This is a genomic window from Streptomyces sp. NPDC001157 (genome assembly GCF_053598255.1).
This window is the reverse complement of record NZ_JBSFJW010000045.1, coordinates 1-25764: the sequence shown is the minus strand read 5'-3', so window position 1 is coordinate 25764 and position 25764 is coordinate 1. Positions and strand designations below refer to the sequence as shown.

Sequence of the window (25764 nt, the reverse complement as noted above, 5' to 3'; positions counted from 1 at the left end):
TTCTCGATGCTGAGGGTTTTTGCGAGGTTTGTGCGGTGTTCAAGCGCTGCACGACTGGTGCCTGTGCAACAAAAAACCCCTCGTGCCGTAAGGCAAGCGAGGGGAGCGCGCCGGGTGTGGTCGCTGGGAATTCCGGATCCGTCCGGACATCACCAGCTCAGCCGACGCGCTTTCCAAGTACGAGAATTCGGGTGCGCATGGCACAGACCCTCCCCCCGGCACGCACCACGTGTCAAGTGGGTGGGACGGGAGTCTCATTATGTGAGCGGAGGGCACTTCCGCCTCCGAGAACAGCGGGCACACCACCTGTGTACACCCCTGAACCACCTCCCGCGAACGCAGGCTCGATCGGCCCGTGCGGAACCGGATATTGGCCGGAAGCCAGCGCTCGGCGCAGCCGGACCTCGTCCAGCGGGCCGGAGAACGCCATGCCCTGCCCGTGGGTGCAGCCCATCGCGCGCAGCGCCACGACCTGCTCGGGCAGGTCCACGCCGTCGGCCACGGACTGCAGTCCGAGGTCCGTCGCGATCCGCAGCAACCCGGCTGTGATCTTGTGCAGCCGCGCGGACTCGACGACTCCTTCGACCAGGCTGCGGTCGAGTTTCAGCACGTCGACGGGGAGTCTGCGCAGCGCCGTGATCGCCGCACAGCCGCTGCCGAAGCAGTCCAGGGCGATCCGGACGCCGAGTCTGCGCAGGGCGCCGAGGCGTCGCTCCAGTTCGTCCAGCGAGACCCGGGGGTCGGGGTCGGACAGCTCGATCACCAGGGACCCGGACGGCAGCCCGTGCCGGGTCAGCAGGGCCTCTATCGAGCCGAGCGGCATCGAACGGTCGAGCAGTCGCCGGGCGCTCATCGGTACCGCGACGGGCACGGACAGCCCGGTGCCGGTGCGCTCGGCGGCCTGCTCCACGGCCTCCTCCAGCATCCAGCGGCTCAGCTCGGCGGTCTTGTCGCTGTCCTCGGCGACGCGCAGGAACTCGGCAGGGGTGAACAGCACCCCCTGCGAGGAGCGCCAGCGCGCCTGGGCCTCGACCGACGTGATCCGGCCGTCCTCCAGACAGACCACGGGCTGGTGCAGCAGCGCGAACTCGCCGTCGTGCAGTGCGGCACGCAGCCGCGTGGCCAGCTCCGCCTTGCGTACGACGTCCTGCTGCATCTGCGGGGCGTACAGCTCGACGCGGCCCTTGCCGGCCGCCTTGGCGCGGTACATGGCGAGGTCGGCGTTGCGCAGCAGTTCGCCCGCGCCGAGGCCGGGCTCGGCGAAGGCGACACCGATGGAGGCCGCCACCCGGACATCGTTGCCGTCGATGAGGTATGGCTGGGAGAGCGTGATCCTGAGGCGGTCGGCGAGCTCCAGGATGTGCCGTTCGCGCGCGGAGCGGTCCCGGGTGCCGTCCCCCACGATCAGGGCCGCGAACTCGTCGCCACCGAGCCGGGAGGCGGTGTCCCCGTGCCGGACCGCGTCCTGGAGTCTGCGTGCGGCCTGGACGAGCAGCTCGTCCCCGGCCTGGTGCCCGATCGTGTCGTTGACGGCCTTGAAGCCGTCGAGGTCGATGAAGAGGACGGCCGTGCCGCGCAGCGCGGCGCCCCGGTCGGAGGCACGGCGGCCGGACAGTGCCTGCTGGACACGCTTGGTGAAGAGGGCGCGGTTGGGCAGGTCGGTGAGCGGGTCGTGCTCGGCGTTGTGCTGTAGCTGGGCCTGCAGGCGCACTCTTTCGGTCACGTCCCGGCTGTTGAAGATGAGGCCGCCCTGGTGGCGGTTGACGGTGGACTCGACGTTGAGCCAGCCTCCCTCGCCGGACCGGAAGCGGCATTCGATGCGTGTAGTGGGTTCATCGAGCGGGCTGGCGGCGAGGAAGCGGCGCACCTCGTGCACCACGCAGCCCAGGTCCTCCGGGTGGATGAGATTGGCCAGTTCCGTCCCCACCAGGTCCTCGGCGGGGCGTCCGTAGACCCCGGCGGCGGCCGGGGAGACGTAGCGGAGGATGCCGTTGGGCGCGGCGATCATGATGACGTCGCTGGAGCCCTGCACCAGGGAGCGGAAGTGGTTCTCCTTCTGCGCCAGTTCCTGGGTGAGGGTGATGTTGTCGAGCAGCATGATGCCCTGGCGCACCACGAGAGCGAGCACGACCGTGCCGCCGGTGAGGAGCACCACGCGATCGACCCGGTGGCCGTTCAGGACGGTGTAGAGGATCCCGAGCGTGCACACGGCTGCGGCGAGATAGGGCGTGAGGGCGGCCAGGGAGCCGGCGATGGGCCGGGCGGCCGGATACCGGCTGTGATCACCTCCCTGGGGTGCCGGGTGGTGCTGGTGCGCGCCGCTCCGGTGGCCCGGCACATGTTCGTGCACCACGCGCGTGTGCCCGTCGAGGTCGCACCGGTCGGTCTCGGGCTGCTGCCCGTGCCGGGGCGCGGCCCAGGGGGCGTACGCGAGGAGCAGGGAGCCGGCGAACCAGCCCGCGTCGAGCAACTGGCCCGAGTGATAGCTGTTGTGCAGCAGCGGCGAGGTGAACAGGGCGTCGCACATCACCGTCAGCGCCAGCGCGCCGATGGCGGTGTTGACCGCCGTGCGGTTCACCGCGGAGCGCCTGAAGTGCAGCGCGAGCACCATGCTGACCAGGGCGATGTCCAGCAGCGGGTACGCGAGCGACAGCGCGGTGTGCGCGACGCTCGGCCCGTCGAACTTGGCCGCCTGGGCGAGCGCGAGGCTCCACGACAGCGTGAGCAGCGAGCCGCCGATCAGCCAGGCGTCGAGCGCGAGGCACACCCAGCCGGCCTTCGTCACCGGCCGCTTGGCGAGCACCAGGAGCCCCACGATCGCGGGCGGCGCGAAGCACAGGAAGAACAGGTCGGCATAGCTGGGAGTGGGCACCTGCTCCCCCAGGACGACCTCGTACCACCCCCAGACCGCGTTGCCCAGGCTGGCCATGGCCGAGGAGAGGGCGAACAGCAGCCAGGCGGGTCGAAAGCGGACACGGCGGCTACGGGCGTACACGAACAGCGACACGGCGGCGGTGCCGGCCGCGGCGCTCAGCCCGAAGTCACCCATGATCAGCGAGAGTTCGCCGGAGCCCCAGCCGAACGCGGAACCGACGGCGTATCCCGCGCAGACCAGAGCCAGAACGAGTTGGGGGACCAGGCCGGGTCCGCGCCCGGCGGTCGGCGGACGGGGCAGCAGCGTCCCCGGAGAAGGCTGTACCCGCACCGCTGCGGCGAGGGTGGTCGTGGGAGGCGGGGGCGAACTCACCGGGCCCACCCGGTCCGCATCGCTCCCAGATCCCGCGGCCCCCGGTGCGCTGGGTGCGCAGGCCCCCGGCGGCTGTGCCCGCGGTGGTGATGGCTGTGACGGCAGCCGTGACTGCCGTGGTGACCGCGTCTGCGCGCGGCCGTACGCCAGAGTCGCCTCCGGCGGCCCCGTCGCGTCGGATCGCTCGCCCATAGGCCGTGCATCGCCCGTCGCCCCCCTCACAGTCTGAATTTCCATCCCCGGCGCCGAACGGTGCGGCGCAGCCCCTGCTCGGGACGATACACCAGTCTCGTCACTCAGGGACATAGTTCCTCTACGCTCCGTGACGACCAGCGGGAATGTGAGCACGGACCGCGTCCGCAGGGTTGCGGAGGGTACCGGAAGCGGACTACGCGCCCGTTACGCCCGTCGCGCGGGGCGCGCAGGGGACGCTCAAGTCGTCGGGGTCACGCGCCGTTCGCGCCTGTCGTAAGGATCACGTTGCGCAGCGGCTCCCGGTTCAGGAAACGGGTCAGCTGGTCCACCAGCAGCCGCTTGGCGCGGGGCAGGAACGCGGACGAGGGGCCTCCGACATGGGGGCTGATCAGGACGCCGGGCGCGCGCCACAGGGGGTGTTCGCGGGGCAGCGGCTCCGGGTCGGTGACGTCCAGGGCGGCGGTGATGCGGCCGGATTCCACTTCGGCGAGCAGGGCCTTGGTGTCGACGACGGGGCCGCGGGAGACATTCACGAGGAGGGCGCCGTCCTTCATCCGCGCGAGGAAGTCGGCGCCCGCCAGGCCGCGGGTGGCCTCGGTGAGGGGCGTGACGAGGACGACGACATCCGCTTCCGGCAACAGGGCGGGCAGATCGGTGAGCGGATGCACCGGGCCGCGCGCCGTGGTGCGCTCGGAGCGCGCGACGCGCGCCACCCGCGCCACCTCGAACGGAACGAGCCTGTCCTCGATGGCGGATCCGATCGACCCGTAACCCACGATGAGGACGTTCTTGTCCGCCAGCGCGGGCCGGAACCCGCCCAGCCACTCCCCGCGGCCCTGGGCGCGCACGAAGTCGGGGACGCCGCGCAGCGAAGCGAGGATCAGCGTGAGCGCGAGTTCGGCGGTGCTCACCTCGTGCACTCCGCGTGCGTTGCACACCTGCACGCCGGGACGCAGGTGCTTCAGTCCCGGCTCCAGGCTGTCGATGCCGGCCGTCAGGGTCTGTACGACCTGTACGCCGCTCAACGCCGGCAGGGGACGTACGCCCACGTCACTGGGCTTCATGTAGGGAACGACGTAGAAGACGCAGTCGGCAGGGTCCGCGGGGAAGTCGTCGGCGCCGTCCCAGAAGCGGTAGTTGGGGCCTTCGGGAAGCCCCTCGATGGTGTCGGGCGGGATGGAAAGCCACACGTCAGCAGTCATGTCAGGAGGCTATGTCAGGGCCATGGGGGTGCAGAGGTTAGGTTGGAGGCCAGGAGAGGGAGGGTCACGAGCAGGTGGAGCGCAGGACGATCGGCGCGGGCGCACTCGCGGTGGGGGCCGTCGGACTCGGGTGCATGCCGATGAGCTGGGCGTACAGCGGGTCGCGGCAGCGGGGCGACGCATCGCTCAGGGCGGTGCACCGGGCGCTGGACGCGGGCTCGACACTCCTGGACACGGCCGACATGTACGGCCCGTTCACCAACGAGCTGCTGGTGGGGCGGGCGTTGAAGGAGCGCCGTCAGGACGCCTTCGTGTCGACGAAGGTCGGCCTGCTGGTGGGCGAGCAGCACATCGTGGCCAACGGCCGCCCCGGCTATGTGAAGCGTGCCTGCGACGCGTCCCTGAGACGCCTGCAGACGGACGTCATCGACCTCTACCAGCTGCACCGCGAGGACCCCGAGGTCCCGGTCGAGGAGACGTGGGGCGCGATGGCGGAGCTCGTCCGGGCCGGAAAGGTACGGGCGTTGGGGCTGTGCGCGGTCGGCGCACGGGGCGGGCGTCGGTCCGGGGGGCGGTTGCACGACGCGACGATCAGGCAACTCCAGCGGGTGCAGCAGGTGTTCCCGGTGAGCGCGGTGGAGGCCGAGCTGTCGGTGTGGTCGCCGGAGGCGCTGGACTCGCTGCTGCCGTGGTGCGAGGCGCGTGACGTCGGCTTCCTGGCCGCGATGCCCCTCGGCAACGGCTTCCTGACCGGCACGCTCACCCCGGGCCAGGGCTTCGAACCGGACGACGTGCGGGCCCGCCACCCCCGCTTCACCGCGGAGATGATGGCCGCGAACCAGCCGATCGTGGCCGGCCTGCGCCGGATCGCCGCCCGGCACGGCGACGAGGTCACGCCCGCCCAGGTGGCCCTGGCCTGGGTGCTGGCGCAGGGACGGCACGTGGTCCCGGTCCCGGGCACCAAGCACGAGCGCTGGGCGACGGAGAACGCCGCGTCCGCAGCACTCCGGCTGACCGCGGAGGACCTCGCCGAAGTCGCGGCACTGCCAGGCGCACGAGGGTCCTGGGACTGACGCGGGCGGTCGAGAGACCGAAAGCGGGCGGGTGGCCGCGGCGGCGGAGATTCGGGATCCGCCGACCGGGAACCTGCGGGGCGCGAGCGGTGTAAGACAAGTAGAACCTGCCGCTGGACCGCCGCCCGAAGGGACCAAGATCGTGCTACGACGAGCTGTGCCGGCCGTGTTGGCCACGACCGCGCTCCTGCTGACGGCGGGCTGTTCCTCCGGCGGAGGGTCCGGGGGCGGCGGTGACGGTACGGAGCCGGGGAGCACTGCCGGGACCTCGTCCCCGTCGCGGCAGGCCGCCGAACAGGCCCCACCCGCCAAGGGCTCGGTCAAGGTGCTGCGCACGGTCACCACCGGCCTGAAGACCCCGTGGGGCCTCGCCCCGCTGCCCGGCGGAGACCTCCTCGTCTCCTCCCGGGACGAGGGGACGATCACGAAGATCGACGAGAAGACGGGCAGGAAGACGGAGCTGGGCAAGGTGTCCGGGGTCTCCCCCGCCGGAGAGGGCGGCCTCCTCGGTATCGTGCTCTCCCCGGACTATGCCGCGGACCACATGATCTACGCGTACTTCACCTCGGCCTCGGACAACCGCATCGTCCGCCTGCTGTACGACGCGAAGAAGCCGGCCGGCGAACAGCTGGGCGCGCCGGACACGATCTTCAAGGGCATTCCCAAGGGCTCCATCCACAACGGCGGCCGGATCGCCTTCGGCCCGGACCGGATGCTGTACGCGGGCACGGGCGAGAGCGGAAACCGGGGCCTGGCCCAGGACAAGCAGTCCCTGGGCGGAAAGATCCTCCGACTGACCCCGGAGGGCGACCCGGCTCCCGGCAACCCCTTCCCGGACTCCCCCGTCTACACCTACGGTCACCGCAATGTTCAGGGCCTGGCCTGGGACCCCGAACAGCGCCTGTTCGCCTCGGAGTTCGGCCAGGACACCTGGGACGAGCTGAACGCGATCAAGCCGGGCGACAACTACGGCTGGCCGGACGCCGAGGGGAGGTCGTCCGACGGCAAGTACCACAACCCGATGGCCCAGTGGCACACGGACGACGCCTCCCCCAGCGGCATCGCCTACGCCCAGGGCTCGGTCTGGATGGCGGGTCTGAAGGGCCAGCGCCTGTGGCGCATACCCCTGAAGGGCACGGCTGCCGCTGCCGATCCGCAGCCCTTCCTGCAGGGCAGGTACGGCCGCCTGCGGACCGTGGTCTCGGCCGGTGGCGACAAGCTGTGGCTGACGACGAGCAACACGGACGGCAGAGGAGAGCCGAAGTCCGGCGACGACCGAATACTGGAGCTGCAGGTCGGCTGAGGAATCACTCCTCAGCAGTGTCCGTCTCGTCCTCCTGCCGAGGCGGCCGTACGACGACCTTCCCGGACTCGAGGTCTATCGGCCCGTGTCCGGGGTCGTTGTCGCCGACGTCCTCGCGGGTCAGTTCCAGCCTCTTCTTCTCGTCGCGGGTGTGTTTGCGGCCGGGTGCGAAGAGTTCCTCGAAGACGTTGAACATCGCTTTCCCTTCAGCTGCTCCGTCATCCGGCGATCAGCCGGTCGCCGTCCCCCGGCGGGAAGAGTCCCCGTCGATGCGCCACCGCCGCCGCCTCTCCTCTTCCTGAGACGCCGAGCTTGCCCAGAATGTTCGACACATGGACGCTGGCGGTCTTCGGGGAGATGAAGAGTTCCTCGGCTATCTGGCGGTTGGTGCGGCCGGCGGCCACCAGGCGCAGGACGTCCCGTTCCCGCCCGGTGAGGCCGAGCGCCTCCACGGGGTCGGCGGGCCGCGGGTCCGGGATGCGCTTCAGGGCGAGGCGCGCCCGCTGGGCGAGCAGGGCGACGGCATCGGCGAGGGGGCGGGCGCCGAGGTGGTCGGCCACGGCGTGCGCCAGGCGCAGCAGTTCGGTGGCGCGGTCGCGTTCGTCGTCACCGCCCGAGGCGAGCAGGGCCTCGGCCAGCCGGTGGCGGACGCGGGCGAGGTCGTAGGGGCGGTCCAGAGCCTCGAAGGCGGTGACCACGTCCGACCAGGTGTCGGCGGTGTCGCCGCCCTCGGCGCGGGCGAGTTCGGCGCGGACCCACTGCTCGTGGGCGAGCCAGATGGGGGTGTCGGTGGTGGTCTTCTTGACGGCCTCGCGGAGCCGTTCCAGGGCGTCGGTGCGGCCCTGGGCCGCCGCGGGCAGGGCCCGGGCGTCGGCCTCGGCGGTGGCGGCGGCGAGCAGCAGGGGCCAGCCGTAGCGCTGGGTGCCGGGCGGGATGTCGGAGACCAGGACGCGGGCGAGTTCGGCCCGGGCGTCGAGGAGGCGGCCCTCGCCGGCGGCCACGCCGATCTCGATGCGGGAGAGGAGCAGGGTGTGTTGAGGCATGGGATCGTGCGTGCCCAAGTAGTTTCGGGCAGCGGCGAGTTGGCGGGCCGCCTCGGGCAGGTCGCCGCGGCCGAGGGCGACGTGCGCGAGGCAGCTGGCGCCGCTGCCCCGGGGCTTGGCGCCGTGCCCCACGCGCAGGGCGCCGGCCGCCGCGTCGGCGGCCTCGTCCCAGCGGCCCAGGGAGTAGAGCGCCTCGGACAGGTTGGCCCACACCCAGGCCTCGGAATCCAGCTGACCGAACTTCCGGGTGTAGACGAGGCCTTCCTGCAGAAGGGGGACGGCTTCCCGGGTGCGGCCGACGGCGTCCAGTTCGGCGGCCAGATTGACGTAGGCGCGACCGGCGACGTACGAGACGCCCTCCTCCAGGGCCCGGTCCTTGACCTCGCGCATCTCGGCGAGGCCCGCCTCGACGGAGCCCGCGTCGACCATGAGCCCGCCGTAGGTGAGGCGGGCGTTGAGCTCGATCTCGCGGGCGCCGACCATGCGCGCGTACTCGACGGCACGCTCGGCGGACGAGAGGGCTTCGGGACCGGGTTCGTGGAGCATCGACCAGTTGGCGGCGGTGGAGAGCACCTCGGCGTGCACCTCGGACGGCGGCAGGCCGCGGACCAGTTCCTGGGCCGTGCCGAGTTCCTTCCAGCCGTCGCCTCGGGCCAGGGCCTGCACGAGACGGGAGCGCTGGACCCAGAACCAGGCGGCGCGCAGGGGATCGCCCTCGTCCTCCAGCAGATGCAGTGCCCGCTTGGTGATCTTCAGGGCGCGTTCGCGCTCCCCCGACAGCCGGCCGGCGACCGCGGCCTCGGCCATCAGGTCCATATAGCGCAGGGGTGTGGTGGCCGGGTCGCAGCCGCAGGGGGGATAGACCTCGGTGTAGTCGATGGGACGCAAGCGGCCCCGTACGTCCTCGGGGGCGGTGTCCCACAGCTCCATCGCCCGCTCCAGGAGCCGCAGTTGCTCGCTGTAGGCGTGACGGCAGCGGGCCTCGACGGAGGCGTCCAGGACGGCGGGGAGGGCCTTGGCCGCGCTGTGGGCGTGGTACCAGTAGCTGGCCAGGCGCATGACGCGCTGGTCGGCGGGGACGAGCGCCGGGTCGGCCTCCAGGGCCTCGGCGTAGCGGCGGTTGAGGCGGGAGCGTTCGCCGGGCAGCAGGTCGTCGCTGACCGCCTCGCGGACCAGGGAGTGGCGGAAGCGGTAGCCGTCACCGGCGGGCGTGGCCAGCAGGATGTTGGCGTTCACCGCAGACCGCAGCGCCTCGATGAGGTCGTCCTCGGCGAGCCCGGCGACGGCGGCGAGCAGCCGGTACTCGACGGTGGAGCCGCCCTCGGCGACGATCCGTGCGACCCGCTGGGCGATCTCGGGCAGGCCCTCGACACGGACCAGGAGCAGATCGCGGAGGGAGTCGGTGAGGCCGGTGCCGCAGCCCTCGCTGACGCAGACGGCGAGTTCCTCGACGAAGAAGGCGTTGCCGTCGGAGCGTTCGAAGATGTCGTCGACCTGGGTGGGCTCCGGTTCGGTGGCGAGGATGCCGGCGATCTGGCGGCCCACCTCCTCCCGGTTGAAGCGGCCGAGTTCGACGCGGCGGACGGTGCGCAGCCGGTCGAGTTCCGCGAGCAGGGGGCGCAGCGGGTGACGGCGGTGGATGTCGTCGGCGCGGTAGGTGGCGAGGACGACGAGGCGGCCGGTGCGCAGGGTGCGGAAGAGATAGGCGAGGAGGTGTCGGGTGGAGGCGTCGGCCCAGTGGAGGTCTTCCAGGGCGACGACGACGGTCCGGTCGGCGGCGACGCGCTCGAGGACGCGGGCGGTGAGTTCGAAGAGGCGGGCCATGCCCTCCTCGTCGTGCCGCCCTCCGGAGGCCTGGCCCAGCTCGGGCAGGAGCCGGGTGAGCTCCTCCTCCTGGCCGGCGGCCGCGGCGGCGAGCTCGTCGGGCAGTTCGCGGCGCAGGGCACGCAGGGCGGTGGAGAAGGGTGCGAAGGGCAGCCCGTCGGCACCGATCTCCACACAGCCGCCGAGCGCGACGACGGCGCCCTCACGGCAGGCCGCGGTCGCGAACTCCTCGACCAGCCGGGTCTTGCCGACTCCCGCCTCCCCGCCGATCAGCAGGGCCTGCGGAGTGCCTGCCGCGGCTTGGGCGAGGGCGTCGCCGAGGATGTCGAGTTCTTCGGTTCGGCCGACGAACACGGGGCTTACGGACCTGGTCTCCACGAAGCCGAGCATCGCACGAGGGTCTGCCGACGGGGCACCGGTTTTCAGTGGGCCGAAGTCATGCTCGTTGCCCGGCGGTGGTGCTGCCGTGGTCTGGGGGCTGCCGCCCCCAGACCCCCGCTTCGGCGCTGAACGGGCCTCGTCCTCAAAAGCCGGAGGGGCTGAGAGGTTCCGCCCGGCGTCGGCCGCTTTCACGCCGCGCGGGCGGACCGGAGCCGGCGAAGACGTGGGCTATGGCTTTCGTCCTCGGCGGCGTGGCGGGCTGCCTCGCGGCGGGCGGCGCGGCGGCCGCGGACGGCCTCGCGGGCCAGCCGCTCCTGATCGGCCTGGCGGATCAGTTCGGCGGAGCGGAGCTGGGAGATCTCGTACTCGTACATGGTGTGTCCCTTGTGAGAGGCGGTTTTCGGGCTTCGCTTGCTGCGATGCCTCAACCTTCGTCTCCAAGGGGGGTGCGCCACATCGGGAGAGTTCCGCATCTTCGGGGCCGCCGGGGGCCTTAGATGCGCGTGAGGGGCCTCAGGTGCTCCGTAAGGTGCTTACGGATGCCCTAAGACCCCTCAGGACCTGCGGTGATGCGGTGGTGGTTCAGCGGGTCGACGGCAGGCCGAGCAGGACGTCGGTGTACTTCAGGACGGCCAGCAGCAGGCCGATGACGCCGAGCGCGACGCCGCCCCAGGCGACCGACTTGATCCAGACCGGCTGCGGCTTGCCGGGGGCGCCGAAGGCGGGACGGGCGAGCACCACGACACCGACGACCAGCGCGAGGAGCGCGAACGCGCCGCCCCAGAACGCGGTGGCCTTCCAGGCGTCGCCGTAGCCCTCATTGAGGAGCTTGGCGACATCGGAGGACTGCGCGGTCTGCGCGTGCAGCTGACCGACGAGCTGCTGGCGAGCGGAGGCGACGGTGCCGACCCAGCTGCCGGTCAGCGAGACGACGCCGAGCGCGGCGGAGACGACGGCTCCGGCACCCTGGCCCACGCCGGACGGCTCCCGGGCGCCGTCGCTCTCGACAAGGTCTGCCTCGGCGGTCGCCTCCTCGGGGGTCTCCTCGGCGGCGGTGGCGTCCACCGTCTGCTCGTCGGTCTTCACTTCGGTGGCCTCGGTCGTGCCGGCCTCGTCATCAGTCTTGGTGGTTCCCATACCTCGCACCGTACGGACGCTGTCTGAGAAGTCTCTTAATGATCGTCGAGGCGATCGTGGAGGCCTCTTCTTACGGATCGTTACTGATCGTTGTGTGCGGCACGCGCGCGGGCTTCGCGCCACTCCGGGGCGAGGATCGACCACACCTCGAGGTCGTGCCGCACCCCACCATAGGGGTGCGCCTGGCGCCGTACCCCATCGCGGGTCATTCCGAGGCGCCGGGCGACATTCAGGCTGGGGACGTTCCCCGAGGCGGCGACCCATTCGACGCGGTGGATGCCGCGCTCCTCGACCGCCCAGTCGATGAGCACCCGCATCGCCCGGGTGATCAGTCCGCGGCCCGTCGCCGCGGGCTCCAGCCAGCAGCCGACCTCGGCGTTCCCGGTCTCCGCGTCGAAGTTCAGCGTGAGCACTCCGCCGACGAGCTTTCCGTCGAGCCAGATGCCGTGGTACGAGCCGGTGTCGGCGGCGCGCATGTCGGCGTACCGCTGGAGCGTCTCGCGTGCGGAGGGCACGTCGACGGCCTGAGAGCCGAAGGCGATGAACTGCCCGATGAAGTCCCGTCCCCGCTCCAGATGCGCCAGGAACTCCTCGGCGTGCCAGGGCTCCAGGGGACGCAGTTCGGCATCGTCACCCAGAGGTATCGCGTACATCCTCGTCCCGCCCCTTCGCCAGTACGTCCGCCACCTCGGCGTCCGTCGCTGCGGCCAGCCTTTCATGGGCGGCGCGGGCTTCTGGCGGTTCGATGCTGATACGGGGCAGGCGCTGGTCGAGCCAGCGGGGCAGCCACCAGTTGGCGCCGCCGAGCATGTGCATGAGGGCCGGGACCAGCAGGGTGCGCAGCACGAAGGCGTCGAGGGCGACGGCCGAGGCGAGCGCGATGCCGAACATGGCGATCACGCGGTCGCCGCTGAGGACGAAGGCGAGGAAGACCGAGATCATGATGACCGCGGCGGAGTTGATCACCCGGCTGGTCTCGGCGAGCCCGACGCGGACGGCGCGCCGATTGTCGCCGGTCTCCAGCCACTCCTCGTACATCCGGCTGACCAGGAAGACCTGGTAGTCCATGGAGAGCCCGAAGAGGACGGACACCATGATCACGGGGAGGAAGGGCTCGATGGGACCCGCCCGGCCGAGACCCAGCAGCTCGCTCCCCCAGCCCCACTGGAAGATCGCGACGACGATGCCGAAGGCGGCGGCGACCGCGGCGACGTTCATCGCGGCGGCCTTCACCGGGATGCCGATGGAACGGAAGGCCAGCAGCAGAAGCAGACAGCCGAGGCCGATGACGACGCCCACGAACAGGGGCAGCTTGCCGACGATGACGTCGGCGAAGTCGTCATAACTGGCTGTCACGCCGCCGACCTTCAGGTCGAGCGAGGTGCCGGTCTCGGCCCGCGGCAGCACCTCGGTGCGCAGCCGGTCGACCAGGTCGCTGGTCTTCTGCGACTGGGGCGCCGACTCGGGGACGATCGTGAAGTACGCGGTCTCGCCGCCGGTGTTGTAGGTCACCGGAGTCACCGACGCGACACCCTCGGTGGTGCGGATGGTGGCGTCGAGGTTGTCGAGGGCGAGCTTGTCCTCGGCGCCGTCGACGCGCGTCACCACGGTCAGCGGGCCGTTCACGCCGGGCCCGAACCCTCCCCCACGCTCCGCGCGGGAGCTGCCCCCAGCGAGAAGGTCGTACGCCTGCCTGGTGGTCGACGTCTTCGGGTCGTTGCCCTGGTCGGAGGTGCCCAGGTGGAGGGAGAGCGTGGGCAGCGCCAGGACGGTCATGACGACCAGGGCGACGATGCCGAGCACCTTGGGGTGACGTTCCACGAACGCCGACCAGCGGTGGGCGAACCCGGTCGGCAGCTCCGGTTGCGGACCGTGCTCCTCCAGATGGCGCCGCTCGCGCCGGCTCAGGGCACGTGGGCCGATGAAGGACAGCAGGGCGGGCAGCAGGGTGACGGAGGCCGCGACCGTCAGGACGACCGTCAGACAGGCCGCGATCGCGACGCCGTTGAGGAAGCTCAGCCTGAGGATCAGCATCCCCAGCAGGGCGATGCAAACCGTGGCACCCGCGAAGACCACGGCGCGGCCCGTCGTCGCCACGGCGCCCGTGACCGCCTCGGTGGTGGACAGCCCGCGTTTGAGTCCGCGCCTGTGTCTGGTGACGATGAACAGCGCGTAGTCGATGCCGACGCCGAGCCCGATCAGCATGCCGAGCATGGGCGCGAAGTCGGCGACGGTCATGGCGTGCCCGAGCAGCACGATCGCGCCGTACGCCGTTCCGACGCTCACCAGCGCGGTCGCGATGGGCAGCATGGAGGCGGCGAGCGAGCCGAAGGCGAGGAACAGGACGGCTGCGGCGACGACCACGCCGACCACCTCGGCCAGATGCCCGCCCGCGGACTCGGTGAGCCCGATGGCGCTGCCACCGAGCTCCACCTGGAGACCGTCGGCCCGGGCCGCCTCGGCCGTGCGCACGACGGCCTCGGCCTCGGACTTCTTGATGTCCTCGGCCCGGTCGTCGAAGGTGACCGTGGCGTACGCGGTGTGTCCGTCGGCGCTGATCCGGCCCGCGCCCTGGCTGTCGTAGGGACCGGCGACGGACGCGATGCCCGGCAGGTCGGCGATCTTGTCCAGGGTCTCGGTCATCGTCTGTTCGACGTCTGCGGCGCGGACGGTGCCCGAGGTGGTGTGCCAGACCACCGTGTCGCTGTCGCCGCCGAACCCCGGGAAGCCGTCCTGCAGCAGCTGCATGGCCCGTCCGGACTCGGTGTCGGGAGCCTCGTAGTCGTTCGAGTACGCCGAGCCGGTGACGGCGGCGGCCGCACTCACCCCGCCGAAGGCGAGGAGCCACAGCAGTACCGCGACGAGGCGGTGCCGAACACACCAGCGTGCAAGGGCTGCCACGAACGAGCTCCCGGAGGATGATTTGTGGATCTTTGACCGGGAACAGCCGTGAAACTGTCGTTCACAAGATGAACAGCCCGCAAAGAACGCATGAGCAATGCGAGGACCACTCTTGCAGGCAGAAGTGATCGTTTACGCCGTTCATGGGCTTATTCACAGGAATGGGAGGCAGATCACAGGACAGTAACGACCACTCTGTCACCTCAGTCGAACTGGTCCCCCAGCGCCATCACCATCGCCCCGATGATCAGCAGCCACAGCGCCCGTCGGGTGCGCCCCCGGGAGCCGAGCACCGAGGCCAGCGCACAGACGGCGGCCCCGAAGGCGTAGGCGGCGGGCACCACCGCCGGGGCGGGACCAGAGGCTCGCAGCACGGAGGCGGCCAATCCCGCGAGGGTCAGCAGCGCTCCCGTTCCGGCCGCCGTCCAGCGGGCCCGGCGCGCGTCCACGACATCCGTGTCCGGTATCTCGGAATCAACGCGTCCGTTCATGGCGGGCGAGCGTAGCGCGTCCCGCCGAGAAACCAGGTGCGAGGCGTCCACGAGGGCTGCTAGCTTCCGCCCGTCGACCGTCCCCGGCTCCTCGCCGACGACCGAAGCGGGTGCATTGTTTGAAGGTCCGACCGAGCTCCTACGCATCTCCTTCCACTACGAAGATCTTGAGGAGCCCGTTCACCGATGTCCGACACCAGGACCACGAACGACGACCTGACTGACCGCCTCACCCACCCCCGATGGGGCCGCAGCAACCGCTACGACGTCCGCTGGACGATCGAGAACCAGATGGGCCCGCACGCACTGTGGCTGCTGGAGTGGCTGGCCCCCGCGCTCGGCCTGGAGGAGCTGCGCCCCGGCGCCCGCGTCCTCGACCTGGGCTGCGGCCGCGCCATGACGTCCGTCTTCCTCGCCAGGGAGTACGACGTCCAGGTCACCGCGGCCGACCTGTGGGTGAAGCCCGACGACAACGCCGTACGCATCGCCGAGGCGGGCGTCGCCGACCGCGTGCTGCCCGTGTACGCCGAGGCCCACGACCTGCCCTTCGGCCAGGGCACCTTCGACGCGATCGTGTCCGTCGACGCGTATCAGTACTTCGGCACCGACGATCTCTGTCTGCCCACACTGACCCGGCTGTTGAAGCCGGGCGGACGGATCGGGGTCGTCGTACCGGCGCTCCGGCAGGAACCGGAGGGCGACGAGCCGCCGGAGCATCTCAGGCCGTGGTGGGAGCCCGACTTCTGGTGCTTCCACTCCCCCGACTGGTGGCGGCGCCACTGGACCCGCGGCGGGGCCGTCGAGGTCGAGGCGGCCGACTGGCAGCCGGACGGCTGGCGGGACTGGCTGCTGTGGTGCGAGGTGGTCGCCGAGGAGAGCCCGGAGGAGTTCCACCGCACGATGGCCCGCCGGGTCGGCGAGATGGTGCGGGCGGACGAGGGACGCACGCTGGGGTTCGTACGGGTCGTGGGGCGCCGTAAGTAGACAGCCGTACGGCCCCGGAGGCCATGTCTCCGGGGCCGTACCGCGTACGGGGCCTCAGCCCTCGCTGACGCCCAGCTTCTGAAGGATCAGCTCCTTGACGCGGGCCGCGTCGGCCTGACCGCGGGTCGCCTTCATGACCGCGCCGACCAGGGCGCCGGCCGCGGCCACCTTGCCGCCGCGGATCTTGTCGGCGATGCCCGGGTTGCCGGCGATGGCCTCGTCGACCGCCGTACCCAGCGCCGAGTCGTCGGAGACGACCTTCAGACCGCGCTTCTCGACGACCTCGTCCGGGGTGCCTTCGCCCGCGAGAACGCCTTCGATGACCTGGCGGGCCAGCTTGTCGTTCAGATCACCGGAGTTGACCAGCGCGGTGACCCGGGCGACCTGCTCCGGCGTGATCGCCAGCTCGTCGAGCGAGGTGCCCGACTCATTGGCGCTGCGCGCCAGTTCACCCATCCACCACTTGCGGGCGGAGGCCGCGTCGGCACCGGCGTCGATCGTCGCGACGATCGGGTCCAGCGCACCGGCGTTGAGGATCGCCTGCATGTCGGTGGCGGAGATGCCCCACTCGGCGAGCAGCCGGGTGCGGCGGGCCAGCGGCATCTCGGGGAGCGCCGCCCGGATCTCCTCGACCCACTCGCGCGAGGGGGCCACCGGCACCAGGTCCGGCTCGGGGAAGTACCGGTAGTCCTCGGCCTCTTCCTTCACTCGGCCCGAGGTCGTCGACCCCGTGTCCTCGTGGAAGTGGCGGGTCTCCTGGATGATCGTGCCGCCGCTGTTCAGCACGGCCGCGTGCCGCTGGATCTCGAAGCGGGCCGCACGCTCCACGGACCGCAGCGAGTTGACGTTCTTCGTCTCGGAGCGCGTGCCGAACTTCTCGCTGCCCTTGGGCATCAGCGAGAGGTTCACGTCACAGCGCATCTGCCCCATTTCCATACGGGCTTCCGACACACCGAGCGCCCTGATGACCTCGCGCAGCTCACGGACGTACGCCTTCGCCACCTCGGGGGCACGGTCGCCCGCGCCGACGATCGGCTTGGTGACGATCTCGATCAGCGGGATGCCGGCCCGGTTGTAGTCGAGCAGCGAGTGCGAGGCGCCATGGATACGGCCGGTCGCGCCGCCCACATGGGTCGACTTGCCGGTGTCCTCCTCCATGTGGGCGCGCTCGATCTCCACGCGGAAGGTCTCGCCGTCCTCCAGCTGTACGTCGAGGTAGCCGTTGAAGGCGATCGGCTCGTCGTACTGGGAGGTCTGGAAGTTCTTCGGCATGTCCGGATAGAAGTAGTTCTTCCGGGCGAAGCGGCACCACTCGGCGATCTCGCAGTTCAGCGCGAGACCGATCTTGATCGCGGACTCGACGCCGGTCGCGTTGACGACCGGGAGCGAGCCGGGCAGGCCGAGGCAGGTGGGACAGGTCTGCGTGTTGGCGTCCTGACCGAGCTCGGTCGAACAGCCGCAGAACATCTTGGTCTTGGTGCCGAGTTCGACATGGACCTCAAGGCCCATGACGGGGTCGTACGACGCCAGCGCGTCCTCGTACGACTCCAGGTCGGTCGTGGTGGTCACGGTGAAACTTCCCTCTCAGCCCAGCAGGACGTCGTCGTCGCCCAGCCGCTTCAGCTCGCGGTACAGGATGGCGAGGCCGGTGACGATGCCGACGGCGGCCACCGTCGCGTCGATCAGCCGCAGGGTGTCCTGTTCGGCCTTGGCCTTCTTGATCCGCTTGGCGACACCGAACGCGCCGAAGGCGGTGGTGGCGATGGACACGTACGTACCGGACTTGGACTTCTTGAAGTCCTTGGCCTTGGTCAGTGCCTTGGTCACAGCGACGGAGCCTCCTCGAGGAGCGGGTGCCCCCACCTTTCCACGAAGGCGGCCTCGACGGCTGCGCCGACCTTGTAAAGACGGTCGTCCTTCAGCGCCGGAGCGATGATCTGCAGACCGACCGGGAGGTTGTCCTCCGGAGCCAGACCGCAGGGCAGCGACATGGCCGCGTTGCCCGCGAGGTTCGTGGGGATGGTGCAGAGGTCGGCCAGGTACATCGCCATCGGGTCGTCGGCGCGCTCGCCGATCGGGAAGGCGGTCGTCGGCGTGGTCGGCGAGACGATGACGTCGACCTGCTCGAAGGCCTTCTCGAAGTCGCGCGTGATGAGCGTGCGGACCTTCTGCGCGGAGCCGTAGTAGGCGTCGTAGTAGCCGCTCGACAGGGCGTACGTGCCGAGCATGATGCGGCGCTTCACCTCGGGGCCGAAGCCCTCGGCGCGGGTGAGGGAGGTGACCTCCTCGGCGGAGTGCGAGCCGTCGTCGCCGGTGCGCAGGCCGTAGCGCAGGCCGTCGAAACGGGCGAGGTTCGACGAACACTCGCTCGGCGCGATCAGGTAGTACGCCGACAGCGCGAGGTCGAAGCTCGGGCAGTCCAGCTCGACGATCTCGGCGCCCAGTTCCTTCAGCAGCGCGACGGACTCGTCGAACCGCTGCATGACACCGGCCTGGTAGTGCTCGCCGCGGAACTGCTTGACGACGCCGACGCGCATGCCCTCGACGCTGCCGTTGCGGGCGGCCTCGACGACCGGCGGGACGGGCGCGTCGATCGACGTCGAGTCGAGCGGGTCGTGCCCGGCGATCACCTCGTGCAGCAGCGCCGCGTCCAGGACCGTACGGGCACAGGGCCCGCCCTGGTCGAGGGAGGAGGAGAAGGCGACCATGCCGTAACGGGAGACCGCCCCGTACGTCGGCTTCACACCCACCGTGCCGGTGACGGCGGCCGGCTGGCGGATGGAGCCGCCGGTGTCGGTGCCGATGGCGAGGGGCGCCTGGAAGGAGGCGAGCGCGGCAGACGAACCGCCGCCGGAGCCGCCCGGGATACGGGTGAGGTCCCACGGGTTGCCGGTCGGCCCGAAGGCGCTGTTCTCCGTCGACGACCCCATGGCGAACTCGTCCATGTTGGTCTTGCCGAGGATGACGACGTCGGCGGCCTTCAGCTTCTTGGTGAGGGTCGCGTCGTACGGCGGGATCCAGCCCTCAAGGATCTTCGAGCCGACGGTCGTCGGGATGCCCTCGGTGGTGAAGATGTCCTTGAGCGCGAGCGGCACACCGGCGAGGGGACCGAGCTTCTCGCCCTTGGCACGCTTCTCGTCGACGGCACGGGCCTGGGCCAGCGCGCCCTCGCGGTCGACGTGCAGGAAGGCGTGCACCTTCTCGTCGACGGCCTCGATACGGGCCAGGTGGGCCTCGGTGACCTGGACGGCCGTGAGCTCGCCGGAGGCGATCTTCGCGGCGGTCTCGGCGGCCGTGAGCTTGATGATGTTGACGTTGTCCGTCATGGCGGTTAGTCCTCCCCCAGGATCTGCGGCACCTTGAAACGCTGCTGCTCCTGGGCCGGGGCGCCGGAGAGCGCCTGCTCGGGGGTGAGCGAGGGACGGACCTCGTCCTTGCGCATGACGTTCGTCAGCGGGAGCGGGTGCGAGGTCGGCGGTACGTCTTGGTCGGCGACCTCGCTGACGCGAGCCACCGCGCCGATGATGTCGTCCAGCTGGCCTGCGAAGTGTTCGAGCTCTTCGGGCTTCAGCTCCAGACGCGCCAGCCGGGCGAGGTGGGCGACCTCCTCGCGCGTGATGCCAGGCATGCAGCGTTCCTCTGGGGTGAGTGTGTGTGGTTTGGGCCCAATCCTATGGGGCGGGGCCCTGTGACCGTGAAACGGTTTCCCGGACCTTACGCCCATGAGGTCGGCCGTACACCCATGAGGCCAGCGGCGCCCTTCCCAGACGGCGCTCTCGCGGAAGTGATTGTCGTATCGCTCCTGCACTTCGAGGATGTTCTCGGGACGATGACGAGATCGCCGCGTTCGGCGGTGACGATGTCGTCGCCGGAGAGGATCTCGGCGGGCCCGTCGAGCAGGTGGAACATCTCGGCGTCGGCACCGCGGACGATCACGGACTCGTCGAGCTTCGGCACGAACAGTGACATGACCTTCTCTTTCGCCGGCCCGCGAATGAACCACACTTCGGCCCGTACAACGGCGAAGGCAGGTGGCCGAGGGACACGCAGCCGCCGGCCCTCATGGGCGGGCCGGCGGGGGGACTGGCGGGGGGAACTACTCGTCCGTCGCCGCGGCCGGCAGGGCCGCGCGAGGCCGCTGCCAGCCCCGCGATCCCCGCGCCCGCAGCCATGCCGTCGTCTCCTCCGCCGGCATCGCGGCCGCGACCAGCCAGCCCTGTACGGCGTCGCAGCCGAGGTCCCGCAGCCGCTCCCAGGTCTCGTCGTCCTCGACGCCCTCCGCGACGACCAGCAGACCGAGGGAGTGGGCGAGGTCGACCGTGCAGCGGACGATCTCCGCGTCCTCCGCGTCGACGGCGAGGCGGGCCACGAAGGAGCGGTCGATCTTCAGCTCGCTCACCGGAAGCCGCCGCAGATGCACCAGGGACGAATAGCCGGTGCCGAAGTCGTCCAGCGACATCTTCACGCCGTGCCCGGTCAGTCCGGCCAGTGTGTCGGCGGCCCGCTGCGGGTCCTCGAGCAGGACGTGTTCCGTTATCTCCAGCTGGAGCGCTCCCGCCGGGACCCCGTGCCGGGCCAGGCGGGCGGCGACGGAGCCCGCGAAACCGGGGGTGTGGACGTCACGCGGGGAGACGTTGACCGCGACCGGCACATGGAGTCCCTGGGCCCGCCACCGGGCCACCTGGGCCAGCGCCGTGTCCAGGACGTACTCCGTGAGATGCGGCATCAGCCCCGAGGACTCGGCGATCGCTATGAACTCGTCCGGCGGCACCTTCCCGCGCTCGGGATGCACCCACCGGACCAGGGCCTCCAGGCCGGCGACCTGTCCGTCGAAGCGGACCTTGGGCTGGTAGTGCAGCTGCACCTCCTGCGCGTCCAGCGCCCGGCGCAGATCGCCCAGCAGGCCCAGCCGGTCCGGTGTGTTCGAGTCCCGCTTGGACTCGTACACCTCGACGCCCGTACGGTCCCGCTTGGCCTGGTACATCGCCACGTCCGCCCGCCGCAGCAGTCCCTCCGCGTCCAGCGCGTGGTCCGGGAAGACGGCGACCCCCGCGCTGGCCTCCAGGACGAGGGTGAGTCCGTCGAGGTCGAGCGGGGAGCTGAGTGCGGCGACGAGGCCCCGGGCGACCCGGGTCGCGGAGGTCGTGGAGTCGGCGACCGGCAGTAAGACGGCGAACTCGTCACCGCCGAGCCGTGCGGCCTCCGCTCCGCGCGGGAGCGCCAGGCGCAGCCGGTCGGCTATCTGCAGGAGCAGCCGGTCACCGGCGAGATGCCCCAGCGTGTCGTTGACCGAGCGGAAGCGGTCCAGGTCGATCAGCATCAGGGCGGCACGGGCGCCGATGCGCTCGGCGTCGTCCAGCGCGGTCCAGATGCGCTCGAGGAGCCACTGCCGGTTGGGCAGCCCGGTCAGCGGGTCGCGCAGCTGCTCCTCCGCCCGGGCGCGGGCTATCCACAGAGTGGAGTCGAGGGCGATCAGCGGGATGGCGAACAGCGGCAGCAGCACCGGCTGGGCGGCGGCGACCACGCAGACCAGCGGGGCGATGCCGAGCAGCGCGACCGCGACCAGGCCCTGTCTGACCAGGGCGGTGCGGGCGACGGTGGGCAGACCGCCGTGGCGCGGGGCGTGCAGGTACCAGAGGAGGGTGCGGGTGACCAGGAGGTACCCGACGGCGACCAGCATCACCTCGGGCGCGGTGTAGAGGGTCCAGGTGTCGGGGTTCCAGGGCTTCTCCACGGACGGCACGCGTCCGAAGGCGCCCAGCACCAGGGCTCCGGCTCCGATGCCGAGGATGTCCACCGAGCCGTGCAGCACACCCTGGCGCCAGCGGTTGCGCCGGGCTATGCCGACGAGCACGACCACGGTGAGGCTGACCATTCCGGCGGGCACCCAGCCGTACAGCATCAGGACGGCGAGGGTGAGGGCGGCGCCGGAGCCGGTGCCGCCCCACCAGCGGGAGCGGCCGAGCATGACCAGGTGGCCGACGATGATGCCGGTCAGCACCGCGAAGGACCAGCCGACGGCACCGGCCGGGAAGAGCGCGTGGGTCCCGGTGAACCCCCGGAAGAAGCCGGCGCCCAGGACGAAGGCGGCCGCCGCGACGACCGCCGCGGGCAGTGCGGGCCAGGACATGTGCCGTTCGTGTTCGGGATCCGGCAGTCCGGGAGGGTGGTCGGCCGTGAGGTGCGGGGCGCGCCCGTCCGTCACGGTGTACTGTCCGGTGGCGCGCCCCTCCGCACCCGGACGCTCCGAAGTCCGCCCGGCCCACCGGCTCGCCCGCCATGCACCGGTGACCCGGTGCAGGCGCAGCCGTGAGTCAGGGGCGGCGCTCTCGGTCGGTTCCATTCCCGTCCCTCTCACAGCCGGCGGTGCCCACGCCACGCGGCCCGTTGCCCGACATCCGTCAACGGCACCGCGTTGGAAAACCCTTCCCCTTGCTCGTCAAGAGCAAGGGGATGCCCCAACCGCAGCTGGGCACGGCAGGTGCACACCTCAACAGTAGGCCGCAGAAGGCTTCCACGGGCAGCGGTCGTAGACGGTTGCCCGAATGCACCCCGGCCACCCGTATGCATCTGGTATGCGCCGATCGGGTGGCCTTCAATCGCTATTCCTCAATGGGAAGCGCAACTTCGGCCGCTGCGTCCGGCCCTTGTTCGAGCAGGACGTTGAAGCCCTCCTCGTTCAGAACGGGCACCTTGACCTGCATTGCCTTGTCATATTTCGACCCAGGATTGTCACCTACGACAACGAAGGATGTCTTCTTCGAAACAGAACCGGTTACTTTCGCTCCGCGGCTCTGCAGCGCATCCTTCGCGCCGTCGCGGGTGAAGTGTTCGAGAGTGCCTGTGACCACGACGGTCAGCCCTTCGAGCGGGCGCGGGCCCTCGTCCTCGCCCGAGCTCTCCTCCTCCATGCGCACGCCCGCGGCGCGCCACTTGCGGAGGATCTCCTGGTGCCACTCCTCGGCGAACCATTCCTTGAGGGAGGCGGCGATGATTCCGCCGACGCCTTCCGTGTTCGCCAGCTCCTCCTCGGTGGCCTGCTCGATGCGCTCGATCGACCGGAACTCACGGGCGAGCGCCTCGGCGGCGACCGGGCCGACGTGACGGATCGACAGGCCCGTGAGGATGCGCGCGAGCGGGCGCTCCTTGGCCGCGGCGATGTTCTCCAGCATGGCAACCGCGTTCTTCTTCGGCTCGCCCTGCTGGTTGGCGAAGACCGTGGCGACCTTCTCCTCGCCGGTCTTCGGGTCGCGCTTGGGCAGCCCGCTGTCCTGGTCGAGGACATACGCCTTGATGGGCAGCAGCTGCTCGATGGTGAGGTCGAAGAGGTCGCCCTCGTCCACGAGCGGCGGGTCCTTCGGCTCCAGCGGCTTGGTGAGGGCGGCCGCGGCGACGTAGCCGAAATGCTCGATGTCCAGCGCCTTGCGGCCCGCCAGATAGAACAGCCGCTCACGCAACTGGGCCGGGCAGGTGCGGGCGTTGGGGCAGCGCAGGTCGACGTCGCCCTCCTTCATCGGCCGAAGCGCCGTTCCGCACTCGGGGCACTCGGCCGGCATCACGAACTCGCGCTCGCTGCCGTCGCGCAGGTCGACGACCGGGCCGAGGATCTCCGGGATGACGTCACCGGCCTTGCGCAGCACCACGGTGTCGCCGATGAGGACGCCCTTGGCCTTGACGACGTCCTGGTTGTGCAGGGTGGCGAACTCGACCTCGGAGCCGGCCACCGTGACCGGCTCGACCTGGGCGTACGGAGTGACCCGGCCGGTGCGGCCCACGCCCACGCGGATGTTGATGAGCTTGGTGTTGACCTCCTCCGGCGCGTACTTGTACGCGATCGCCCAGCGCGGGGCGCGGGAGGTGGAACCGAGCCGTCCCTGGAGCGGGATCTCGTCCAGCTTGACGACGACCCCGTCGATCTCGTGCTCCACCGAGTGCCGGTTCTCGCCGTAGTACGCGATGAACTCCCGTACGCCGTCGAGCCCGTCGACCACCTTGTTGTGCCGGGAGGTGGGCAGGCCCCAGGTCTTGAGCAGGTCGTAGGCCTGGGAGAGGCGCGTGAGGCCCTCGAAGCCCTCCAGGGCGCCGATGCCGTGGACGACCATGTGCAGGGGGCGGGTGGCGGTGACGCGGGGGTCCTTCTGGCGCAGTGAACCTGCCGCCGCGTTGCGCGGGTTGGCGAAGGGCTTGTCGCCGGCCTCCACCAGGCGGGCGTTGAGCTCCTCGAACTTCTCCATCGGGAAGTAGACCTCGCCGCGGATCTCCACGAGATCGGGGACGCGGTCACCGGACAGCCTGTCCGGAATCTCCGCGATCGTACGGACATTGGGGGTGATGTCCTCGCCCGTGCGGCCGTCGCCGCGCGTCGCCGCTCGCGTGAGGCGGCCCCGCTCGTAGGTGAGATTGACGGCGAGACCGTCGACCTTGAGCTCGCACAGGAGGTGGTAGTCGGGCCCGCCGACGTCCCTGGCGACGCGCTCGGCCCAGGCGGCCAGCTCCTCGTCGCTGAAGGCGTTGTCCAGGGAGAGCATGCGGGAGCGGTGCTCGACGGAGGTGAACTCCGTCTCGTACGCCCCCGCGACCTTCTGGGTCGGCGAGTCCGGGGTGCGCAGCTCGGGGTGCTCCTCCTCCAGCGCCTCCAGGGAACGCAGGAGCTTGTCGAACTCCGCGTCGCTGATGACCGGAGCGTCCTTCACGTAGTACCGGAAGCGGTGCTCCTCGATCTGCTCAGCGAGCTTCGCGTGCTTCTCCCGCGCCTCGGCGGGCACCGTCGTCTCCGCTTGCTTGTCGCCGGCCACCGTGTTGTCCTCCCGTTACTCTGGGTTGTCCGCGAGGGATCTCGCCGCCCGGACGCAGTGGGCGAGGGCCTTGCGTGCGTAGTCCGGGGAGGCCCCCGCGAGTCCGCACGACGGCGTGACCGTGACCGCCTCCGCGAGAAGGCCCGGTTGCAGCCCCAGCCTGCGCCACAGCGTCCTGACACCCATGACGCTACCGGCAGGGTCTGACAATGGGCCGTCCGTGCCCGGCACGACACCTGCGAAGAGCCGGGTACCCGCTTCCACCGCCTCTCCGATCGTGTCGCCGTCACGCTCGGTGAGCAGCGAGAAGTCGAAGGAGACCGCCGCCGCGCCCGCCCTTCGCAGGAGGGCGAACGGGACGTCCGGTGCGCAGGAGTGGACCACGGTGGGGCCGTCGCTGTGAACCCCGACGACGTCGCGGAGGGTGGCCTCGACGAGCTGGCGGTCGACGGCGCGGTGGGTGCGGTAGCCGCTGGCGGTCTTCACCCGGCCGCGGAGTACGGCGGTGAGGGAGGGTTCGTCGAGCTGGAGGACGAGGCGGGCGCCGGGGATGCGGCGGGCGACCTCGGCGAGGTGCAGTCGGAGGCCCTCGGTGAGCGAGGCGGCGAGGTCGCGGCAGGCGCCGGGGTCGGAGAGGGCCGACTCGCCGTTCTTCAGCTCCAGGGCGGCGGCGAGAGTCCAGGGGCCGACGGCCTGCAGCTTGAGCGGCCCCTCGTACCCCTGCGTGAACTCCTCGATCGCGTCGAGGTCCTCGCCGAGCCATGACCTGGCCCGCTTGGTGTCCCGGCCCGGGCGGTCGCCGATGCGCCAGCCGCTGGGCTCCACGCGGGCGTACAGCTCGACGAGCATCCCCGCGGTTCTGCCGATCATGTCGGCGCCGGGGCCGCGGGTCGGCAGCTCGGGCAGGAAGGGGAAGTCCTCGAAGGTCCCGGTGACGGTTTTCGCCGCCTCGCGGGCGTCGCCGCCGGGCATCGAGCCGATACCGGTGGCGGGGCCGAAGGAAAGGTCTGCGTTCACATGTGAAGCCTATGTTTTCTCGCCCCCGCCGCCCCTACCCGTCCCGTACCTGGGGGCTGCCGCCCCCAGACCCCCGCTTCGGCCTGAACGGCCTCGTCCTCAAACGCCGGACGGGCTGAGATGGCTGGGCCAAATCCAGCCCCTCCGGCGTTTGAGGAGCGGGGGTCCGGG

General features: G+C 70.8%; 20 protein-coding genes. 3 read left to right on the top strand and 17 right to left on the bottom strand.

From position 1 onward, the window contains the following. Positions 1–232 precede the first annotated feature (232 nt). Together ACWDAG_RS42260 and ACWDAG_RS42255 are read right to left on the bottom strand one after the other, a co-directional pair. The gene (locus ACWDAG_RS42260; RefSeq protein ID WP_450700881.1) at positions 233–3247 is read right to left on the bottom strand and encodes a putative bifunctional diguanylate cyclase/phosphodiesterase; all 3015 of its coding nucleotides are present in this window, start codon (positions 3245–3247) and stop codon (positions 233–235) included. A gap of 446 nt (positions 3248–3693) precedes the next feature. Then, entirely contained in the window at positions 3694–4644 is a 951-nt protein-coding gene (locus ACWDAG_RS42255) for a 2-hydroxyacid dehydrogenase (RefSeq protein ID WP_450700880.1), read from the bottom strand. Between the two features lie 74 nt (positions 4645–4718). Between ACWDAG_RS42255 and ACWDAG_RS42250 the strand changes: the two genes are divergently transcribed. Both ACWDAG_RS42250 and ACWDAG_RS42245 read left to right on the top strand, forming a co-directional pair. Then, positions 4719–5717, top strand: a complete 999-nt coding sequence (locus ACWDAG_RS42250) for an aldo/keto reductase (RefSeq protein ID WP_450700879.1) — start codon at positions 4719–4721, stop codon at positions 5715–5717. Between the two features lie 157 nt (positions 5718–5874). Beyond that, complete coding sequence (locus tag ACWDAG_RS42245) at positions 5875–7020, top strand: PQQ-dependent sugar dehydrogenase (RefSeq protein WP_450700916.1); 1146 nt, start codon at positions 5875–5877, stop codon at positions 7018–7020. Between the two features lie 4 nt (positions 7021–7024). Here ACWDAG_RS42245 and ACWDAG_RS42240 read toward each other — a convergent pair whose 3' ends face one another. The 7 genes from ACWDAG_RS42240 to ACWDAG_RS42210 form a co-directional block, all read right to left on the bottom strand. After that, positions 7025–7216, bottom strand: a complete 192-nt coding sequence (locus tag ACWDAG_RS42240; protein ID WP_450700878.1) for a DUF6191 domain-containing protein — start codon at positions 7214–7216, stop codon at positions 7025–7027. A 22-nt stretch (positions 7217–7238) separates the two neighbouring features. Continuing rightward, positions 7239–10277, bottom strand: coding sequence for a helix-turn-helix transcriptional regulator (locus ACWDAG_RS42235; protein WP_450700877.1), 3039 nt, complete (start codon positions 10275–10277; stop codon positions 7239–7241). A gap of 179 nt (positions 10278–10456) precedes the next feature. Continuing rightward, positions 10457–10642: a hypothetical protein gene (locus ACWDAG_RS42230; protein WP_450700876.1), complete on the bottom strand. Its 186-nt coding sequence runs from the start codon at positions 10640–10642 to the stop codon at positions 10457–10459. 208 nt (positions 10643–10850) lie between these two features. Beyond that, on the bottom strand, positions 10851–11405 hold the full coding sequence (locus tag ACWDAG_RS42225; protein ID WP_450700875.1) for a hypothetical protein: 555 nt from the start codon (positions 11403–11405) through the stop codon (positions 10851–10853). A gap of 80 nt (positions 11406–11485) precedes the next feature. Then, on the bottom strand, positions 11486–12058 hold the full coding sequence (locus ACWDAG_RS42220) for a GNAT family N-acetyltransferase (RefSeq protein ID WP_450700874.1): 573 nt from the start codon (positions 12056–12058) through the stop codon (positions 11486–11488). Next, complete coding sequence (locus tag ACWDAG_RS42215) at positions 12036–14306, bottom strand: MMPL family transporter (RefSeq protein WP_450700873.1); 2271 nt, start codon at positions 14304–14306, stop codon at positions 12036–12038. Before ACWDAG_RS42215 ends, ACWDAG_RS42220 begins: the two co-directional genes overlap by 23 nt. Positions 14307–14509: 203 nt before the next feature. Beyond that, entirely contained in the window at positions 14510–14797 is a 288-nt protein-coding gene (locus tag ACWDAG_RS42210) for a hypothetical protein (protein WP_450700872.1), read from the bottom strand. Between the two features lie 186 nt (positions 14798–14983). Here ACWDAG_RS42210 and ACWDAG_RS42205 point away from each other — a divergent pair, with 186 nt between their 5' ends. Beyond that, positions 14984–15781 (top strand): SAM-dependent methyltransferase, encoded by a 798-nt coding sequence (locus ACWDAG_RS42205; protein ID WP_450700871.1) that lies wholly within the window; start codon positions 14984–14986, stop codon positions 15779–15781. 54 nt (positions 15782–15835) lie between these two features. Here ACWDAG_RS42205 and gatB read toward each other — a convergent pair whose 3' ends face one another. The 8 genes from gatB to ACWDAG_RS42165 all read right to left on the bottom strand — a co-directional run bounded on the left by gatB (position 15836) and on the right by ACWDAG_RS42165 (position 25593). Further along, positions 15836–17350: an Asp-tRNA(Asn)/Glu-tRNA(Gln) amidotransferase subunit GatB gene (gatB, locus tag ACWDAG_RS42200; protein ID WP_450700870.1), complete on the bottom strand. Its 1515-nt coding sequence runs from the start codon at positions 17348–17350 to the stop codon at positions 15836–15838. 15 nt (positions 17351–17365) lie between these two features. Next, positions 17366–17608 (bottom strand): hypothetical protein, encoded by a 243-nt coding sequence (locus ACWDAG_RS42195; RefSeq protein ID WP_030942833.1) that lies wholly within the window; start codon positions 17606–17608, stop codon positions 17366–17368. Further along, the gene (gene gatA, locus ACWDAG_RS42190) at positions 17605–19107 is read right to left on the bottom strand and encodes an Asp-tRNA(Asn)/Glu-tRNA(Gln) amidotransferase subunit GatA (RefSeq protein ID WP_450700869.1); all 1503 of its coding nucleotides are present in this window, start codon (positions 19105–19107) and stop codon (positions 17605–17607) included. The genes ACWDAG_RS42195 and gatA overlap by 4 nt, the downstream gene beginning before the upstream one ends. Before the next feature lie 5 nt (positions 19108–19112). Further along, complete coding sequence (gene gatC / locus ACWDAG_RS42185; RefSeq protein ID WP_030851400.1) at positions 19113–19409, bottom strand: Asp-tRNA(Asn)/Glu-tRNA(Gln) amidotransferase subunit GatC; 297 nt, start codon at positions 19407–19409, stop codon at positions 19113–19115. Positions 19410–19495: 86 nt separating this feature from the next. Beyond that, the gene (locus tag ACWDAG_RS42180) at positions 19496–19750 is read right to left on the bottom strand and encodes a hypothetical protein (RefSeq protein WP_450700868.1); all 255 of its coding nucleotides are present in this window, start codon (positions 19748–19750) and stop codon (positions 19496–19498) included. A 127-nt stretch (positions 19751–19877) separates the two neighbouring features. Further along, entirely contained in the window at positions 19878–22124 is a 2247-nt protein-coding gene (locus ACWDAG_RS42175) for a putative bifunctional diguanylate cyclase/phosphodiesterase (protein ID WP_450700867.1), read from the bottom strand. Between the two features lie 259 nt (positions 22125–22383). Continuing rightward, positions 22384–24576 (bottom strand): NAD-dependent DNA ligase LigA, encoded by a 2193-nt coding sequence (gene ligA, locus ACWDAG_RS42170; RefSeq protein WP_450700866.1) that lies wholly within the window; start codon positions 24574–24576, stop codon positions 22384–22386. A 15-nt stretch (positions 24577–24591) separates the two neighbouring features. Continuing rightward, on the bottom strand, positions 24592–25593 hold the full coding sequence (locus tag ACWDAG_RS42165) for a methionine synthase (protein WP_450700865.1): 1002 nt from the start codon (positions 25591–25593) through the stop codon (positions 24592–24594). Between the last annotated feature and the right edge of the window lie 171 nt (positions 25594–25764).